Origin of the sequence: Xanthomonas sp. SHU 308 (assembly GCF_000364645.1) — a bacterium.
GTDB classification, from domain to species: domain Bacteria; phylum Pseudomonadota; class Gammaproteobacteria; order Xanthomonadales; family Xanthomonadaceae; genus Xanthomonas_A; species Xanthomonas_A sontii.
This window is the reverse complement of sequence record NZ_AQOK01000078.1, coordinates 1-4,264: the sequence shown is the minus strand read 5'-3', so window position 1 is coordinate 4,264 and position 4,264 is coordinate 1. Positions and strand designations below refer to the sequence as shown.

The window sequence follows — 4,264 nt, the reverse complement described above, 5'->3', positions numbered from 1 at the left end:
AAGCGCGGATCGGTCTCGATCAGGTAGCGGCGGCCGGGCGCGCTGGTGTTGGCCTTGACCCCGCCCAGGCCGTTAGCCGTTAGCCGTTATTTTTCGCGGAAAATCTATTTGTCGAACTATTTGTCGAATCTACAAGAATGGTATGAAAATCCTATTATAGAAAAATACAATGTTTTCTTCGGAGCCCATTCCAACCAAAAAATATGCGCTAGTCCAAATTTTTTGCGCGGACGGTATGCCGGCCTAATGACTGCCAAGCGCATGGTCTTGGCTTGGATCGAGTAATTGGTCAGTTCCATTTAGGAAGTCAACCTGATCCCGTTTCTACTTATGACTTATTGCCCCAGAAGTTGGCGCATAATGGGCTCTATCATTGCCACTACAGGGTTTTGAGAAGACTGCGTCCATTTAATCTTCACCCTCCAAATTTTGTTTTCTTCTAAGAAATTCTGTCATTGCTCGAGCATCATGCTCAACCAAATCTTCTAATAGATCATGTGCTGCCCAATGTAGAATTGATTCACTACCATCATCGTATTCATAAACAACCATGTCACGAGGCATGAATGAGTCGGTTACTCTGCACTCATCCTCGCTTACGGCCGAAAAACCTTGATACCCTTCGCATGGTATGATCCAATAATATTTTTTCCCTTTGACCCAATAAATTCCCAGAACTTCTATTGAGTCGTCGCGGCCTTGCAATTTTATATGCATATATCCTTACCGAGACTCAGGATTGCACTGAAGAGCAATAAATTCCATGTTATACAGACTGGCAGTTCGCTTATTGTGCTAATAATAGAAGGTTACGATTTTTACATCGGAAATTCGATGTGTTGCCTGTGTCTTAGCCAACCGTTCTCGCGAGGGAAATTTGCATTCTTCTAATCGGTCGATAGTATCAGTTTTCCATTGACCAACTCGAAAATAGGGCCAATGAAATTGCCAAATCATGATTTCTCATGACTAATACTAAAGGTCTATATATACGGAAAGAATCTTTGCCAACTCATCTTCTAGCATATCCGGCACATAAAAACTGGCGTTAATTTTCTCAACATTAAAACCAGAATCCATTAACTCAACTTTTAATTGATTAGCATTGAAAAATGCGATGGCCTCACTAGCTTTCATGCACAATATATCGCTTCCAAGAACGACAAAAGAAGCAGCGTTAAAAATTTCGACACCCTTTATTATGTCACTTAAATCATAAAAAACATGGGCCGCTGATGAAGGAAAATTATCCGTCGTATTTTCCGAAAACACGGTTTTCCGAAACTCGCCATGCATGCCGAGTGCCGCTCTCACTTCTTCCCTAGTCATACCTGATTTTAGCGGTCCTACAGCTCCATTTACGTATTCGAAATTTTTCAATACTATCTCCCTATAAAGCCATAAGGATCACCTGACCCATCTGTGGAAAGAACACCTCGCGACCGGTTCGCTCGCGCTTAACGACTCGCCTCGCAAAAGTTCAGCTATGTCATTCAAATCTCCCTTGGGTCATATACTGATACTTGTCGTCGATGTGGGAGGCTTGCTTAGACCTACACTAAAGTATATTGCCCAGGACCACTGGAAATAAAAATTCCTTTTGAGCAGAATTCGTTTAATTCCGAAACAATTTTGGCCTCCTCCACAACTTTTCCGCAAGACTCATAAAATTGAAGTAGCCGCCAACTATCAACTGTTTTTGGCTTGTCAATGAATTTATGAATGTCTACAACCCAGTTTGGCTCGCGAGCCATCCTCTTAAACCGCAAACCTGAGCCATGTTTCGTAAATTTCCATTGATCGCAATCAATGATTAGCTTTCCGCTTCTAGGGAAGTCGGAAAGCCACTGCCAATCCTTAACTCCAGGATATAGTTCGGAAAATTCACTCATTAGGCGAGATTGAAGATTAACAAATAGAAGGACGCAATTTATATTATCTAAGCTCATGTCTAGCGCCCTTCCCGAGCTTCTGCAGCTTCTCGCATAAGTTGATCCGCCTGCTCTCTAGTCACGCCATGCACGTTAACCGGCACTTCTTTAATACCAGCTCTTGGAGCGGCAAGTGCGCGGTGATGCCCATCAATAATAATCAACTTTCCGTCAACATTAGCCACGTCAATGGGATTATTAACATCATAGCCATTAGCTTTCATATCTTTTGTCAAGCGCTTCACTTGTGATCCTGAAATCTCATCTCAACCCTGCCTTCCAATCAAAATTTTCGGATCTACACTCCTTTTAATAATTTCCGGGCCATCCTGGGTGACTGCAGCAGTTACCTCTTGCGTGCCGGGGAGAGATATATGTTCCTCAGCATCTTTCACTGCCCCCGAGAATCCATCGGTACTCTTAATAATACCGATCGCACCAGCTTTAGTACCCAGCACACCAAGCGACGACAGCAGTGTATCAACAAGCATCGAGCTAGTTGCATGGCTCGCGGGATGCACGGCTTGCTGATCGCTATCGGTCTCAGCACCAAATGCGTTGGCGCCGACCAAGGTTGACAGCGGGCTGACCAGATACTGCTCTTTCTTTTCTTCCAGATACGCCGCCATCGGGGTTTGCGCCCAAATTGCGCTCCCCAGCGTCTTCACTGGCCCACCTGCCGCCGCCATCAACATCAGTGCAGCAGTCTCTGCATTATCTTCGCCTAACCAATTCTTGATTTTCTCTGCTTCCTTGCCGCCAACAATCGCAAGATTTGAAACGTAAATCACGCCCTTCAATCTGAAACTCTTTTCATCATCTTGCGCTTGTTGGGACGCCCCTGCGCCATCTGACCCCGCAGGGGAATCCGTGCGCGGAGACGCCGCATCGGTGTTAACAACCTCCATTTCCCTATCCGTAACCGTCCCGGTTCCAACCGTGACCTTCCCCGGTGATAGATGGTTGATGACGTCCTTGCGCTGCTCTTCGTCCAGATCATTGAAACCCTTACCGTAGATCTGGAAGGCGACGGTCTCGGATTTCGCGAGCTTCTGCAAAGTCGACGCTGCATCCGGTGCCTTTAGCAGGACCACTAGCTTGTCCGGATCGCAGCCAAGCTTCACGCAGTTGTCGAGAAGTGCATTGACACCGGCGACTTCATTGGGATCGGTGATGCCGACATTCTTCAGCGCCTCGGCAGCCATCGCCTGTCGCTGCGAACGTCCTTCGCGATAGTCGTAGTAGCCATAGGTCTGAACGGCATTACCCGACGCTGCGCCTGCCTGCGCATCGCCGCCCAAGAGACCGCCTGCGGCGCCGAGCAGGGCTCCGAGGCCACTCATCAATGTGGCCTCGGCACCACTTCCCGGCTGTATCCCGCCCTTCTGCAGTGCGTCAGCGAACTTCGGCAACAACGTCTCGTTCATCAACACGCCACCGGCCGCGCTCAGAACGTTGCCGCCCGAGACTGCAGCAGCCAATGCGCCAGCCGTCACTTGCGTGATCTGCTTTGCCGCTCCCGCGTCGTTCCACTTCGCAAGCTGGTCGTTGGCCGCGTTCAGCCGTGCCTTCGCGGCTGCCGTCGCATCCGGATCGCCCTTGGCCGCTTCCAGATCGGCCATAGCTTGTTCTGCATCTGCAGCCGCTTGCTCCCTCTTGTAGGAAATGAGCTCCTTAGCCGACCTAAACGCCACCTCACCGGCGACTTGGGCAAGTTCCTGCTGTTCCGCAACCTTCTTCTCGTCGAATATCTGCTTCAGCCCGCTCTGCTGCAGTTCCGTAGCGCTTCGATCCAAACCGGCCAGAGCGGCCGATTCGCCATTGCGCACCTCGACACTGCCCGCGGCAATGTCGCTCTTGGTCGTACTGCCGCTGCTACCATTCTGATTGCCAGCCAGGCTCAAGGCCGCACCGGCCGCCACGGATTTCCAGTCGCCCGTGCCAACACCAAATCCGCCAGCCTTGTACTCGGCCTTGTTCTGCAAGTCCTCGACCGTCAGGCTATTGGTAGACAGACGGTTCAATGCTGCATCGGCCGTGCTGGCAATGGCGCCGCCAATCAGGTGGGTATTGCCGCCAACGGTCACGTCGAAGCCACCGTTGCCTGCCTGGATGCCGCTCTGCTCCTTGACGCTGGTGTAGCTGCTGTCGGTCTTCTGCTGGCTGTAGCTGGCGCTGCTACCGCTGAAGCCGTATACCAGGGTGACACCGGCCTGCTGCTGCTTGCTCTTGTAGTCGTTGGTGTCCTGCTCGCTCTGGATCAGCAGGTCGCCACCGACCTTGGCCAGCACGGTATCGCCGATCGCCTGCGCACCCTTGATCGTGGTGTCGTT

General features: G+C 50.4%; 4 protein-coding genes. All 4 read right to left on the bottom strand.

All coding sequences use genetic code 11. The annotated features are described in order from the left end of the window. Positions 1-975 precede the first annotated feature (975 nt). Positions 976-1,380 (bottom strand): hypothetical protein, encoded by a 405-nt coding sequence (locus tag D588_RS27590; protein WP_157836411.1) that lies wholly within the window; start codon positions 1,378-1,380, stop codon positions 976-978. 173 nt (positions 1,381-1,553) lie between these two features. After that, complete coding sequence (locus D588_RS27585; protein WP_157836410.1) at positions 1,554-1,892, bottom strand: hypothetical protein; 339 nt, start codon at positions 1,890-1,892, stop codon at positions 1,554-1,556. Positions 1,893-1,951: 59 nt separating this feature from the next. Next, positions 1,952-2,176, bottom strand: coding sequence for a ParB/RepB/Spo0J family partition protein (locus tag D588_RS26365; protein WP_157836409.1), 225 nt, complete (start codon positions 2,174-2,176; stop codon positions 1,952-1,954). A gap of 21 nt (positions 2,177-2,197) precedes the next feature. Further along, the coding region (locus tag D588_RS23925; RefSeq protein WP_198526725.1) for a hemagglutinin repeat-containing protein at positions 2,198-4,264 on the bottom strand (2,067 nt) is incomplete at its 5' end.